Source organism: Roseovarius sp., from assembly GCF_018066915.1.
GTDB lineage: Bacteria > Pseudomonadota > Alphaproteobacteria > Rhodobacterales > Rhodobacteraceae > Roseovarius.
The window spans coordinates 39,793-52,751 of sequence record NZ_JAGPVV010000362.1 but is presented as its reverse complement, the minus strand read 5'-3'; the positions used below and the strand labels follow the sequence as shown (position 1 = coordinate 52,751).

The window sequence follows — 12,959 nt, the reverse complement described above, 5'->3', positions numbered from 1 at the left end:
CGCATTCAAAAGATGGTGGCGCATGAAGACCCCGCCAATCCCCTCAGCGATGATGCCATCGCCCAGATGATCAGCACCGATGGCCCGGTTCTGGCCCGTCGCACGGTCGCGAAATACCGCGACATGCTGCATATCCCCTCGTCCTTTCAGCGCAAGCGTCAGGGCAAGTTGAACGGGATGTAACAGAGGGCCGAGGCGTCAGCGCGCCTCGACCCGCTTGGGCATGGGCCGTGCCGCCGCATGGAAAAACCGCAGATCGGGCGCCAAGCTGGTCATCTGCCGGTGCAAGTCCCGCTCTGACCGCGCCGCAATCACCCGCCACAGGCGAAAGCCGCGCGCCGTGCGATCCGTCCGCACCAGCATCGGGGCCGCCCGCCAGAAATAAACACAAACCAGAATCTGCAGCGCCGCGCCCGCGACCCATCCCAAAGGGACGGACACCAGCGCCAGGGCCGCCCAGAGAGCCAGCGGCGTCCAGAGCCGCATCTGGACCATGTAGAGCGGCGGCAAGAGCGCCATCACCGAAGGCGTCCGGGGCTGCGCATCATAGGTCTCGTCCGGGCCAATCATCACATCGAAATTCTGCAAGCGTTCCGCCGGGCGATGTTCTGGCAGGGTCGCAATCCCTTCTGGCCGTGGCATCACCCGCCAACGCCCCAGAATGGCGCTGCGCCCCAGCACCGGCCACACCTGCCCATCGCGCCAGATCCACAGCACACGCGCGCGATCGGGTTGTGCGCGAAAGAGCGCCTGAATATCCTTGGTCTTGCCATCCACCGCCTGCCCGTCCACCCGCAACAGGATGTCACCGGGCCGCAGCCCCAGCGATTTCCCTTGCGGATTGACCGAGGCCAGCGCAAGCGCCGTAGGGCGCAGCACGGGATCAGAGGGACTCATGCGCCCATCCTCCTAGGGAAAGCCAAAGGGATTGGGCTCGGCGCGGGCCTGCGGCTTCTTGCGCGACGGTGCCTTGGCAACCGGCTTGGGGGCGGCGGCGACACTCTGAGGTGCGGCCTTGGCCGTCACCTCGGTCCGCTCGGCCAGCATCTTGGTCAGGGCCAGTTGCAGATCCGACAACCCCTTGGCAAAGGCATCGCGTGTCTCGACATGGCTGCTCTCGACCCGGTCCACCAGACCGCGCAGCATTTGCGGCGCGGCGGGATCTTCGGTGCCCGACATGGCCTCGGCCAGACGCGCGGTCTCGGCCATCATCGCCGCTTCCAGCCGCTCGATCCCGGCGGTCTGTGCCGCCTCGATTGCCGCCACCTTCTCGGACATATCGCCCAGCGCCTCCAACTGCGCCTGCAAATCGCCCACGGATTTGGAAAACACCGTCAGCGCCTCGATCTGCGTGGCGGTCGCGGTGCGCATGTCCGACAGGGTGCGCAGATAGACCAGCCCGGCCAGCGCCACACAGAGCACCGCCGCGGCCACCACACCGAACAAGAGCGGCTTCATGCCCTTGGCGAATTTGTCCAGCCGCGCGGCGGCGGCCAATGTCTCGGTGGACACGCGCGCCACGTCCTCGGCGCTGTCATTGGCGGCGGTCGCCGCCTCCAGCGCCAGTTGAATACTGTTTTCCAGCTCGGTCGGGGGGGTGGTCATGCGGGAATCCTTCGGATGTTGCGGCATACCGGGAGACCCGGCTTTGACCCCAGCGTGCAGGGTTCATGCCAAGTGAGCGGCTAACATTCCGACAGGGGCGGTCGTTGACACACGCAGACCCAGACCCAAGATCGAGACCTGCACATGCACAGCCAGACACTGATGACCGATACCTTCGCCCCCCGTGCCGAGGGCCGTCCCCGCTGCGCCAGCCATGGGCATGTCTGCAGCGCCAGCGCACCGTTTGCCCACCTCACCTTGGGCGCGCGCAGCTATGAGATCGCCGAGGCCACGGGCGAGGGCGAGCGTCTGGCCTTTCGGGCGCAGGGCCAGCAGGAATGGTGCGCGCTTGACCGCCGCATCGCCGAAGGCTGGATCGAGGTCGGATCAGACATCCTCTTGCTCGATCCCGATGTGCTCTATGATTTCCTGATGACCCATGCGGTGCGCACCCAGACCGCCCAGGAACCGCCCTATGACATGGCTTTTGACACCCTCGGCACCAAATGGACCGCGCGCCTCTTGCAGGACCGCGATGGCGAGGTGTGCTTTGGCGATGGCATCTGGCACCATGCCCGGCTGGGTCTCAAGGCCCCGCAGGACGGGCGCGAGCGCGCGATCATGGTCTTGATGGCCGCCCTGCCCGATGCCCGCCTGCGATTCGAACCGCATATCACCAATTGGGCCCGCCGCATCGCTCAGGGCCTGCGCGTTATGCCGGTGATGTGACGTTGCGCAACCCGCTGCAATCCTGGGCGCGGATGCTAACATAGGGGCAGAATTCACATTTATGTGACGGCTTCCCCAAGCGACCCATCCGTTGATTTTGCAGCACTTTCACCGGGCGCTGCTATCTTTAGATATGCCTATCCCTTTAGATAGCACCCGCCTCCCCAAAAACTCTGCTAGAACACTCACGGCGACATCGCCTTGTTCCGGTATCCAAATGAGACACATCATGAATCGTAGATTCTTTCTGACCCTCGCGGCCCTTGGCCTTACCCTTGCCCAAACCGTCGCAAGCCCTGCTTTCGCCGACGAGGTCATCCTGACCGTGAACGATCTGCGCAGCGGTGCGACCAAGACCTTCACCGAGGCCGATCTTCTCGCCCTGCCGCAACAGAGCTTTGAGACAACGACCATCTGGACCGACACGACGCCCAAAACCTTTTCGGGCCCCTCGCTGAAAACCGTGCTCGATGCCGCAGGCAGCACGCCCGGCAACCTGCGGGTCTATGCCATCAACGATTACAACGTGACCTTCCCCGAGGCGCGGATGGAAGAAAACGTGCCGATCCTCGCCATCCGGATCGACGATGCGGCCTTTTCGGTGCGCGAAAAAGGACCGCTCTGGCTGGTGTTTCCCTATGATTCCGACACCCGCTATCAGAGCGAAGAGTATTTTACCCTCAGTGTGTGGCAGTTGAACAAGATCGACATTCTCGCGGAATGACCCGTGCTGACTCCGCCCCCCACAGGTTCTGGTCCAGACAAGGTCTTTAACACGACCAAGCGTCTTTCGGCGCAAATCCTGCTGTTCCTGATGCTTGTGGCCAGCATCGCGCTGCTCGTCAGCGCGATGGCCTTTCAGCAGCGCCTCGAAGATATCCGCTCGGCCAACACCGACAATGGCGGCTGGGTCGTGGCCCAGCTCGAGGTGGATCATCTGGGGCTGATGCAGAAACTCGATGCGGCAGTTCTGGTGACGCGGCCCGATATCACGGCACCGCTCACTCCGGAAACGCTGGCCATGGTCAAGCGAGAGTTTGATATCTTTTACAGCCGCGTAGACATCTTCAGCGCGACCCTGCAACGCATGGAGGTATCCGAGGACCTGCTGAACCAGGTCGAGCGGCTCAAGGTCGCGCGCGAACGTCTTGCCAACCGGATCGACGCCATCAAAGGCGATGATCCGGCGGCACTCGAGGCGTTCCGCACCGCCGTCGAAGACACCTATCCGATGGTCCGCGACATCACCGTGGCCGGGCTTCAGGAAATCACCGTCGAAACCTCCCGCGCGCGCGGAGAGGAAAAACGCCTCTTTGTGCGCTTTTTCATCCAATCCCTGCTTCTCTTCTGCCTGATGGCCATCGGCGCGGTTCTGGCGGTGCGCATCTGGCGCGAGTTGGAGCGCCGCACCGCCGAGACAGGGCGCATCGCGGCCATGCTCTCGACCGCGTTCAATTCGACCATGAACGCGGTCATCGTGACCGATCCGCAATCACGCATCCTCTACAGCAACGCCCGCGCGCAACGCCTTCTGGGCTATACCGCCGAAGACCTGCAGACCATGCGTGCCGAGGATATCCTGATCTTCGATCCCTCCGTGCCGCGCGACGCGGTCGAGGGTCTGGCACCTCGGGAAAAGGCCCCCTTTGTCGCCGCCTGCCGCAGCGCTGTGGGCCGCGAGATTCCGGTGGATTTCGCGATGGTCGAGGATCACGACATTTCCGGCAATCCCATCGTCATTCTCTTCATCCGTGATATCTCGGTTCAGGTCGAGGCCGAAACCAATCTGCGTGAAGCCCTGGTTCAGGCTGAACAGGCCGCCCGCGCCAAGAGCATGTTCCTCGCCACCATGAGCCATGAGATGCGCACGCCGCTGCATGGGCTGATGGCCTCGCTTTCGTTGATCAACGAAACCGACATGTATCCCGAAAACCGCGCCTTGCTGAAAACCGCCCGCGATTGCAGCGCCCGCGCGCTCGTTCAGGTCGATGACGTGCTGGAACTGACCCGTCTGGGCGAGAGCACGGAAACGCCCGTGCCCTTCAGCCCCGCGCGTATCGCCGCCGACATCGTGGACGAATTGCAGCCCCTCGCCAAAAAGGCCAATAACCGGATCGAACTGATCACCCAAGGCGACTTTGACCTGCACCGGCTGGAAGGTCTGCCCAATGCCTTTTCCCGCACGCTCTATAATCTTGCCGGCAATGCGGCCAAATTCACCAAGAATGGCACCATCACCATCCGGCTCAGCTTGGGCGGCCACGCGCCCGACAATCTCGACCTCACGGTCGAGGTCGAGGATACCGGCATCGGCATTGCCCCCGAGGATCAAAAGCGCATTTTCGAGAGCTTCGAGACCGTTGGCCGCAGCGAGGTGAATTCCGCCATGGGCACGGGCCTTGGCCTGCCCATTGCCAAGCTCGCGATCGAACGGCAAGGCGGCGTTCTGGGCCTATACAGCACACCGGGCGTTGGCAGCCGCTTTTTCTTCACGATCCCGCTGCGCCTGTCACAAGCGCCGCAGCAAGGCCCCGCACCCGCACCCAAGGCGGCAGAGCGCCTCATCACGGACACGCCCCGGCGTATCCTTGTCGTTGATGACAATGACATCAACCTGACCCTGATGACCGAAATGGTCCGGCGCATGGGCCATAATCCCGCCACCGCCATGAACGGCCAAGAGGCGCTGGACAAGGCCGCGACCGAGGCCTTTGACGTGATCCTGATGGATTTCTCGATGCCGGTGATGGACGGGCCGACATCGGCCAGGATGATCCGCGCCTCTGGCGGGCGCTCCGCGCAGGCGGTGATCATCGGCGTGACCGCCCTCATCGGCGCGCATACCGGCGACGAGCAGGCGGCAGCGATGGACAATATCTTGACCAAGCCCGTCAGCCAGGAACATCTCGCCCGCGCAATCCGCGACACGCGGCGCAAGGAGAGCGCCGCCGTCGAAACCGCAGAAGGTGATGCGGACGAGGATCTTGTGACCGAGAGCCGCGATGCCGCGACCCTGCTGCACGATCTGGGCAAAATGGTGGGCCACGATACCGCGCGGCGGCTGGTCCGCACCACGCTCAGCGATGCCGAAGCTGCCTTCGCGGCCATGATCGACACCGGCCTCACGCTCGACGACAAGGCGGCGATCATTCACAAGGCGGTGGGATCGACCGGCGTCATCGGGCTGGAAGAGCTGACAGAAACCCTGTCAGAGGCAGAAACCCTCGCGCGGGCGGGCACAGACCCCGGCACCACCGGGCTCGTCGCCGCTGCACGGGCGCTCTTGAACGAGGCGCGCAGCGATTTCGCACCCCTTCTGCCTGCGGATGGAAATTCCGGCGCGACCTCAGAGACCGTCTGATTCAAGCCCCAGCTTCTGCATGCGGCTGATGAGGGTGGTCCGCTTGAGCCGCAGCATTTCCGCCGCACGGGTAACGCGCCCCTCGCTCAGTTCCAGCGCCGATTGGATCACCTTGACCTCGACCCGCTGCAACATGGTGCGCAGGTCGAGTGTGCCGCTTCCGGCCAGCATCCCCTTGAGATCGGTCACACCCTCCGGCAATGTATCGACCACCGGCTCGGGCGCCACCGGGGCACCCCCGGCAAAACTCAGGCGCGACACCATGGCGATGCGCGCTTCTTCTTCGGTGATGGTGCGGTTGCGAAAGAGGATTTGCGCCCGGTCATGAAAGTTGCGCAATTCGCGCACATTGCCCGGCCAGTCCTGCGCCATGAGCAGCGCCAGTGCACCGGGGGTCAGTTGCAGCGTGCTGCCGCCCCGGCTGCCCTGCTCCATCGCCCGCAGGATTTGCGGAATATCCTCGGCATGCTCACAAAGGGCCGGCACGCACAGGCTGAACACCTCGATGCGGAACAACAGGTCCTCGCGGAACCGCTTTTGGATGACTTCTTGCTGCAAATCGCGGTGCGTGGCACTCAGTAGGCGGAAATTGACCGGGATCGGCGCGCCGCCCCCGACCCGTTGGATGGTCTGGGTTTCGAGCGCACGCAGCAACTTGACCTGCACATGCAGCGGCGTCTCGCCAATCTCGTCGAGAAAGAGCGTGCCGCCCTCGGCCTGTTCGATCAACCCGATCCGCTGCGCCGTAGCGCCCGTGAACGAGCCCTTTTCATGGCCAAAGAGTTCGGATTCGAGCAGGTCGGCGGGAATGGCCCCGCAATTGACCGGAATCATCGGCCCCGTGCGCCCCGACATTAGGTGCATCGCATTGGCCACCACCTCTTTGCCCGCGCCAGTGGGTCCGTTGATCAGAACCGGCACATCGCTCGGGGCGATGATGCTGATCGCCTGTTTCAACCGCCGCATCACCGGCGCATCACCGACCAGCACGGCATCCAGCCGCAGGTCGATGGGAAACTGTTCCGTGATGGAAGAGGTCGGCCAATAACTTGTCATGCTACGCGATCCGGTATGCTTAAGGATATGCATCCTCATTAACAGCATCTCGGACGTTACCTATGCGTGCAAAAGGAGTCCGCCGATTATCTAAAGATACGCGCTGCGCCCGTGGCCACGCACTCAACGACGCGTCTTGTCGGGGGTCTTGCGTGCGGGCATGCGCGGCACCGTGCCTTCTGGCAGGGCCGCAGTCTCCCAATAGCGCACCTGCTGCACTTGGCTCACAAGTGGTGCCGACCCGGCAAAGCGCCGGTCCTCGCGCGGCGCAGGCTCTGCAAGACGCGGGGCCTCGCGCGGCGGGATCATCGGCCCCGTCATCCCCATCGCGGCCCGCGCAACCTCTGCCTCTTGCCCCCTCTCGGAAGAGGCCTCGACCGGCCCCAGCCGCGCCAGAACCTGACGCACCCGGCCCAGATAGGCTGCCCCCCGCCGTGGGTCTCGGGAATGGTAATAGCGCGTCGCGGCATCCCAGCTCCCGGTTTCCGCGCGCAACTCGCTCAGGTAACGGGCGGCATATTCCGTGTTGCGGGCCGGGTCGATCATCTCTTCCAGATCGGCGAAATTGTCGCCATGCCACCGATAATTGAGCTGCATGCAGCCCACATCGAACCCCCGCACACCGCGCGCCACCAACTGCCGCATATGCGTCAGCGCCTCATCCTTGCTGTCATAGTAATAGCCCTTGCCCCGCACATTCGCGGTCCAGGCCCAGGCGCGCGCGCCTGCTTTACCCTCGGCGCGCCCCGATTCCGTGCGCGCAATCGCCCGCAAGAGGCCCTCGGGCAAACCATAGCGCTCGGCAGCCTGCGCCGCCAACGCCTCGCAATTCGCGGGGCTGGCGAGAGAGAGGGACGGCACCCAGAAAAGCGCCACACAAAGAAGGATTACATGTCTCATGCCCCAGCTTTGCAAGCGTCGGGCCAACTGTGGCCTGATGGCCAAAAACCCTAGCGCAGGAAATCAAAGAGGCTCTGTTGCGCGATCCGCACATAGGCCTGTTGCGTCGCATCCCGCGTCAGCATGGATTGCTGGAGCCGGGTCAGCGCATTGGCAAGGTCCAGATCCTCCAATCCCGACACCGCCTTGCTCATCGCGAGCTTGCGGTTGTCGATCATGTCCGAATGTCGCGCGGCATCCGCTGACAAGGCCCCCAGTTGCGTGCGTTGGTCGATCAGATGCTCGGACGCCCCGCGCAGCCGGTCAATCACCGCATCCCGCGTGCGCGCGTGCGGCACCAGCGCCTGTGTCCCCCCTTCGGCATCGCGCGCCACCATCAGCACGCCGCCGTCGTCGGGCTGTCGGGCAACATTCGAAACCGTAACAGCACCCTCAGCCGTCAGGATCAGACCGCGGGTCTCGGGATCAAGGGCGGCGCTGATACCAGTGGCGGTGGTCTGGGCATTGATCGCCTCGACCGCCCCCGACATGGCCCCTTGGGCTGCGACAAACGGAACTGTCGCCGTGCCCAATGGCCCCTCAAGCGTCATCGCCCACTCTGCCGGTGCGCGGGTCAACGCAGGCTCAACGCTCAGGTGCCCGGCCCCCGTCACACTGGCGCGCGGCGCGGCACTTGCCGTGCCAAGACTGCCCAGAAAATCGTCGATCACAGCAAAGACATCACCGCCCTCGGCCCCCATGGCAAACACCGCATCGCCGCTCAGCCCCGACGGCAGGCTCAGGGATTCCGACACTTGCAACCGCGATTGCCCGCCATCACCCTGATAGACCACACCGTCCGGCCCATCACGGAACGGATCGGATTGCGTGCCATAGCCGCCAAAGAGCGCGCGACCACTCTCGTCGCGGGCATTGGCAAGACCCAAGAGACTGTCGCGCAACGACCGCACCTCGGTGCCGATACTGTCGCGCTCTGTTGCCGTCGCCGTGTCCGAGGCCGCACGCAGCGCCAATTCGCCAATCCGGCGCATGACATTGCCCGCCTCAGACAGCACCGTATCGGCCTGATCAAGCCGCGCACCCGCCCGGTCAAGATTGCTTGAATAGCGGTCCAGCGCCTCTTGCTGCTCTTTCGCCGCCGACAGGCGCAGCGCGCGCACCGGATCGGCCGAGGGGCGCGGATCATTCACCCCTGAGGAAATCTGCCCCTGAAGATCGGAAATCCGCTCATTCACCTGCGACAGGTTGCGCGTGGTGACGTTGTGAAAAAAACTGGTGCCGATACTCATTCAGAGCCTCATATTGCTTGCAGCAGGGTGTCGAACAGGGAACGCGCCACGGAAAGAACCTGCGCATTGGCCTGATAGGCCTGTTGCTGTTGCATCAACTGTGCCGCCTCTGCATCGAGATCGACGCCGCCCAATTCGGATTCCGCGCGCGCCGCACTTTCGGCCTCGGCCTCGGCGGTGGCGACCCGGCTCTCGCTGGCCGTGACCTGCGCGCCCGCCCGCTGTTGCAGGCTGGCAAAGCCGGTGGCATAGCCGCCCTGCCCGGTCAGCCCGTCGCGCTGTCGCAGATTGGCCAGTGTCTCGATGCTGCGCCCGTCCCCGGCCCCGCCGGTGCTGGGCGAGAGGAGGTATCGGTCGCCCGTCACGCGCCCACCCCCCAATGTCACCTCGAGATCGCCAAACCGCGCGGTGCCTGCGGCATCCAGCGTGCGCGACGCCAGATGCGCGCCGCTCGCGCTGTCAAAAAGACCAACCAGACCCGTGGCGGCATCGAGCACCCGCACTTCGCGCGCGCGCTCAGCAGCCGGCGTGTCGCTGACCTCACCGGCCAGCCGCAAGGCCCCCGTGCCGCCCATGACCACGATCAGATCCTCGTCGGGAATGTCCTTCAAACGCAGCACCGATCCGCCGCCACTGGCCACACTCTCGACCGCCAATACCCGGTCATCGGTGGCGGTCAGGCGCAGCGCGCCACCCTCTGTCACCTCGGCGCGCAGGCCCAAGGTCTCGAACCCCGCCGCCGCAGCCCCCGGCTGCGCGTCAATCAGCATCTCGCCGTCAAGGGCGCTGAACTGGATTTCTACCCGGCCAAAGGCGGTGTTGATATGGCCCGTGCCGGGGAAGGTTGCAGGCAGCACGACCGCCCCTGCAGACACGCTGACAAAATGCTCCTGCCCATTCAGCTTGATGGTGAAACTCGATGGCAGGCTGCCCGCATCGAACGGCTGGCCAATGACGGTCGTCACCGGCGCATTGCCTTGCCCCATGCCAAAGCGCGCCGCCTCACCCGCATCGCCGGGCAAACGCAGCGCCGCGCCATCGAGCGTGCCGCCTTCGGTCTCAAGGATCAGGCGATTGTTCTCGTCAAACCGCGCGGTGACGCGCCCCGCCTCGGGGCCGCTCACCACCGGCGCGCCACCGCTCATGCGGATGGCATAATCCTGCGCCCCAAGGCTCACACGCATTTGCGCGCCCTCAGGCGGTAGCGCAGTCAGCGCCGCGCCGGTGATCCGGCTGGCAGGGGCCGTGGCGCGCAGATCGGCGGCCAGCGCCCGCGCCATCGCCGCCCCGGTGCCCAGCGCCGGATCGGCCTCGGCTGTCACCACACGGCCATCGGCCCCGGTCACGCTGATCCGCCGCAGGCTCAGATCCCCCGGCCCTGGCTCGGCCGGGGTCAGGGTAACTTGCGCGCCCGCAGCACCGGTCTGGCGCGCAACAAGACCATTGGCAAAGCCGTCAGGCTCCGCCGTTTGCAAAATCCCGTTCTCGGTCACGCCAAAGCCAGCGCCGCCGCTCAGCCGCACCGTGCCGGAAATCCGCGCCGCATCCGGCCCACCGGCCCCAAGGCTCACCGTGCCCAGCGCCGCGCCATCCGGTGCCAACCGTGTGAGCGTCACCGCCTCGGCCCCGGAATGGGCCAAGCGCGAGAGCGAAATATCCGCACCATTGGCCTCGACCAGCACCAGCCGCCCGCCGTTGGGCGAAAGCTCGGCGCGGATGCCCGTGGCCCCCGACTGTGCATTGATTGCCGCTTGCAGCCCCGCCGCACCGACTGCGCCCAGATCGGCCGCAATCGTCAAGGGCGTCAGGTTCTGCCCGGCAAGCTGGAACGACAGCACGCCACTTGTGGGCACATCCAGCGCCAAACGGGTTTCCGCCTCGGCACGCACCGGCAGGGCCGTTGTCAGCTCCTGCGCCGCCCAGGCCGCATTGGCCCCTTCGGGAAGGCGCAGCGTGCTGGATTGTGTGGCCCCCTCATAGCCGATTTCAACGCTTGGGTTGGCCGGGGCGGGGGTGGTGCCGGTCCAGGTGGCAATCCCGCCCGCCTGCCCCAAGAGCGCCACGTGATCGCCGCTGACCGATTGCCGCGTCAGGTTCAGCCCGCCATAGGGCGCGGCCCCGTCGAGGTAATCGGCATTATAGGCCGCATCGGGAGAGAATCCGTTTTCCGGCGTCAGCAGCGCCGCCGCCGCGCTCGCGCCCAGAGGGGGACCCGAGAGTTGCCGCCCGTCACGGGTAAAGACCGACAGCACCGCCGCTGGGGCCGCATCCGCGACCACCACGCCCGCCAAACTGCCCAGATCGGTCGCAAGGCTGGCCGACAGCGGCAAATCCCCATCGCGCGCCAAGAGGCTCAGCGTGTCGCCGATCGCTTCGGCCATAAGACCGAGCGCCCCAAGGCTTTGCCCCTCAGCCGTCTGCACCGCCCCGGAATTCAGCGCCCCCGCCAAGGCGTCGGTCGTCAGCCCCGCAGGCAGCGCGAATTGCGCCACACCCTCGGGCGTGGTCAGGCTCAGCGTTTGCGGCGCAGCCCCCGCCAGCGGCCCCAGATCCATCGCCGCAAAGCGCGGCTGGACCGACAAAGCAGCCCCCGCGCGGCCTGCCGGGATCACCCCGACAACGCCTGCACTCAGGAATTCAACCGGTTCAGCGCTCAGAATCCCCGACAGATCACGCGGCCCAGAGGCCTGCGCGCTCAGCACCGTGGCACTCAGCGTGGCGGTGCCGCGATTGCCCGGCACGGCGCTCACCGTCAGCGTGCCCGCCGCCGCAATCCCCTGCGGATCATTCAGCACCAGCGTCATATGCCGCGCCGACGCATCCTGCCGCGTCAGCGTGATCCGGTCGCCATCCTGCGGCACGCCGCTCATCTCGATCCGCAATCCCGGCAGGCTCAGGGTCTGTTCACCCGTTGCCAGCACCTGCCCCGCCGCATCCCGCGCCTGCCACAGACCCGTGGGCGCATCCTGCACCAGAGTAAGCGGCCCCGCGGGCATGACAGTCGCATCTGTGATGGTAACACTGGCCGCGCCCGTGCCGCGCATCAGCGCACCCGGCGCCGCCTCCCATCCCGACACGGAAAAGAGCGCCCCACCGCGCCCGCCCGTAGGCGTCAGGCCTTGGGCATGCACCGCGTTGATTTCCTCGGCCATCCGGCTGGCCCAGAGGTCGAGATCGTCGCCCGCCTGCGCCATGGCCCCGGCGGCACTCGCCAGCCCGCCCAGCATCCCGCCGCGCAGGGTGGTCTGCACTTCGACCGCCTTTGTATCAGCAGAGGTCACAAGATAGCGCCCGCCCGTGCCCTGCTCGATCCGCCCGGCGCGGCCCCGTTCCAGAACCAGCGGCCCGCTGCCATCGGCCCCCAATCGCACTGTCGCGCGACCGGCATCGTCAAGGCTCACATCAATCGAAACCAACTCGGCCAGATTGACCAACAGCCGGTCGCGCTGATCCAACAGGGGATTGCGCGCGCGCTCATCGGTCACTTGCGCCAATTGTTCCTGAACTTCGGCCAGACCGCTCAGCACGGTGTTGGCCTGCGCCACGGTCTGCTCGGTCTCTTCGCGCACATTGCGCGCCAGAACGTCGATCCCTTCGGCCAGATCGGCCACACCACCTGCCAGCGCCGTGCCCGAACTCAGGACCGCTTGCCGCAGCCCCTGATCCTCAGGCACCTGCGACAACCCGTCGAGCGCATCGAAAAAGCCATCCAGCAGATCGGGCAATCCGCCCTCTCCCGGCAGAAGGCGATCTTCAAGCGCCTGCACATGGCTCAGATGGGTTTCCGCCGCGCCCAGCGTGCTTTGCGCGTCGCGGCTGCGCGCGGCCACCAGACCGTCAAAGGCGCGGCGGATGTCCACCACGTCCACGCCGCCGCCCACACCCACCTCTTGCATCACCGCATCGCGGCGGCGATAGCCGGCCGTGTCGACATTGGCGATATTTTCGCCGGTCACGCCAAGCGCTGTGCGATAGGCCAGAACCCCGCCGCGCCCGATGTCCATCAAATCGACCATGGT

The 12,959-nt window shown here is 65.5% G+C and carries 9 protein-coding genes and 1 pseudogene; 4 read left to right on the top strand and 6 right to left on the bottom strand.

What is annotated here, in order from left to right:
• A pseudogene (locus KBT70_RS20655) lies at positions 1-183 on the top strand (RNA polymerase sigma-54 factor); the annotation flags it as partial.
• 15 nt (positions 184-198) lie between these two features.
• Here the strand turns inward: KBT70_RS20655 and KBT70_RS20650 are convergent.
• Together KBT70_RS20650 and KBT70_RS20645 are read right to left on the bottom strand one after the other, a co-directional pair.
• Complete coding sequence (locus tag KBT70_RS20650; RefSeq protein ID WP_296638719.1) at positions 199-897, bottom strand: PDZ domain-containing protein; 699 nt, start codon at positions 895-897, stop codon at positions 199-201.
• Positions 898-909: 12 nt separating this feature from the next.
• On the bottom strand, positions 910-1,605 hold the full coding sequence (locus KBT70_RS20645) for a hypothetical protein (RefSeq protein ID WP_296638715.1): 696 nt from the start codon (positions 1,603-1,605) through the stop codon (positions 910-912).
• 144 nt (positions 1,606-1,749) lie between these two features.
• On the opposite strand from KBT70_RS20645, the gene KBT70_RS20640 reads away from it, so the two are divergent.
• The 3 genes from KBT70_RS20640 to KBT70_RS20630 all read left to right on the top strand — a co-directional run bounded on the left by KBT70_RS20640 (position 1,750) and on the right by KBT70_RS20630 (position 5,695).
• A complete protein-coding gene (locus KBT70_RS20640) occupies positions 1,750-2,334 on the top strand; it encodes a hypothetical protein (RefSeq protein WP_296638711.1) in 585 nt (194 codons plus the stop codon).
• A 229-nt stretch (positions 2,335-2,563) separates the two neighbouring features.
• Entirely contained in the window at positions 2,564-3,058 is a 495-nt protein-coding gene (locus KBT70_RS20635) for an oxidoreductase (RefSeq protein WP_296638708.1), read from the top strand.
• A 3-nt stretch (positions 3,059-3,061) separates the two neighbouring features.
• Positions 3,062-5,695, top strand: coding sequence for a PAS domain-containing hybrid sensor histidine kinase/response regulator (locus KBT70_RS20630; RefSeq protein WP_296638703.1), 2,634 nt, complete (start codon positions 3,062-3,064; stop codon positions 5,693-5,695).
• Here KBT70_RS20630 and KBT70_RS20625 read toward each other — a convergent pair.
• The 4 genes from KBT70_RS20625 to flgK form a co-directional block, all read right to left on the bottom strand.
• Positions 5,681-6,751 carry a sigma-54 dependent transcriptional regulator gene (locus tag KBT70_RS20625; RefSeq protein WP_296638700.1) on the bottom strand — a complete coding sequence of 357 codons (1,071 nt, stop codon included), beginning with the start codon at positions 6,749-6,751 and terminating at the stop codon, positions 5,681-5,683. The two genes, KBT70_RS20630 and KBT70_RS20625, sit on opposite strands and share 15 nt — an antisense overlap.
• A 123-nt stretch (positions 6,752-6,874) precedes the next feature.
• On the bottom strand, positions 6,875-7,651 hold the full coding sequence (locus KBT70_RS20620) for a transglycosylase SLT domain-containing protein (RefSeq protein ID WP_296638697.1): 777 nt from the start codon (positions 7,649-7,651) through the stop codon (positions 6,875-6,877).
• A 50-nt stretch (positions 7,652-7,701) separates the two neighbouring features.
• The gene (gene flgL, locus KBT70_RS20615) at positions 7,702-8,940 is read right to left on the bottom strand and encodes a flagellar hook-associated protein FlgL (RefSeq protein WP_296638694.1); all 1,239 of its coding nucleotides are present in this window, start codon (positions 8,938-8,940) and stop codon (positions 7,702-7,704) included.
• Between the two features lie 8 nt (positions 8,941-8,948).
• Positions 8,949-12,956 (bottom strand): flagellar hook-associated protein FlgK, encoded by a 4,008-nt coding sequence (gene flgK / locus KBT70_RS20610; protein WP_296638688.1) that lies wholly within the window; start codon positions 12,954-12,956, stop codon positions 8,949-8,951.
• Positions 12,957-12,959: the final 3 nt, after the last annotated feature.

Coding starts and splice junctions, on each gene's coding strand:
- KBT70_RS20650 (WP_296638719.1), bottom strand. CDS start 897: ATGAGTCCCTCTGATCCCGTGCTGCGCCCTACGGCGCTTGCGCTGGCC.
- KBT70_RS20645 (WP_296638715.1), bottom strand. CDS start 1,605: ATGACCACCCCCCCGACCGAGCTGGAAAACAGTATTCAACTGGCGCTG.
- KBT70_RS20640 (WP_296638711.1), top strand. CDS start 1,750: ATGCACAGCCAGACACTGATGACCGATACCTTCGCCCCCCGTGCCGAG.
- KBT70_RS20635 (WP_296638708.1), top strand. CDS start 2,564: ATGAATCGTAGATTCTTTCTGACCCTCGCGGCCCTTGGCCTTACCCTT.
- KBT70_RS20625 (WP_296638700.1), bottom strand. CDS start 6,751: ATGACAAGTTATTGGCCGACCTCTTCCATCACGGAACAGTTTCCCATC.
- KBT70_RS20620 (WP_296638697.1), bottom strand. CDS start 7,651: ATGAGACATGTAATCCTTCTTTGTGTGGCGCTTTTCTGGGTGCCGTCC.
- flgL (WP_296638694.1), bottom strand. CDS start 8,940: ATGAGTATCGGCACCAGTTTTTTTCACAACGTCACCACGCGCAACCTG.
- flgK (WP_296638688.1), bottom strand. CDS start 12,956: ATGGTCGATTTGATGGACATCGGGCGCGGCGGGGTTCTGGCCTATCGC.